Annotated in this window: 1 protein-coding gene and 1 pseudogene; both read left to right on the top strand. The window is 42.2% G+C overall.

Going from position 1 to position 623, the window contains the following annotated elements; all coding sequences use genetic code 11:
* Positions 1 to 310 (top strand): annotated as a pseudogene (locus H5154_RS23030) (BTB/POZ domain-containing protein); the annotation flags it as partial.
* 11 nt (positions 311 to 321) lie between these two features.
* The coding region (locus tag H5154_RS23035) for an ATP-binding protein (protein ID WP_182719766.1) at positions 322 to 623 on the top strand (302 nt) is incomplete at its 3' end.

The raw sequence follows: 623 nt of genomic DNA on the forward strand, positions 1-623 counted from the left end.
TTTACGCTCATGGGCATTAAGTATTGGGGAGTATACCCACCAAGTTATTGAGTTACAGCTCAGTGGACGGCGTCACCCCGAGCACGCTTATCGCGCCTGTTTAGGGGTGTTAAGTTTAGCTAAAACTTATTCAAAAGAACGGCTTGAGCAAGCGTGTTATCGCGCAATCATAATGAATACGACCACACTCAAATCAATTAAGCAGATGCTGAAAAAGGGGTTGGATCAACAACCGTTACCCACACAGCAAACAGAGCCAGAAAAGCCAATTAAGCATGGCAACATACGCGGCACACAGTATTACCATTAAGGAAATGAATCATGATAAACACCATTAACCAGCAACTTCAACTACTCAAGTTATCCGGTATAAAGCAAGCACTCAAGCAACAGCTTGAACAGCCAAATCTATATCAAGAACAAAGCTTTATAGAGCGCGTCAGTTTATTGCTCACTCATGAAATTGATACGCGTGAGCAAAGAAAAATCGACCGGCTAGTGCGACACGCTAAATTCCGCTTACCGGCTCAGTTAAATCAACTGATTTACTCGCCGACACGTAATATAGAAAAAGCACAGATACGTAACTTAAGCCAAAATAGCTGGCTAAACTTACATCAAAA

The sequence above is a fragment of the Pseudoalteromonas sp. SR44-5 genome (assembly GCF_014163675.1).
GTDB lineage: Bacteria > Pseudomonadota > Gammaproteobacteria > Enterobacterales > Alteromonadaceae > Pseudoalteromonas > Pseudoalteromonas rhizosphaerae.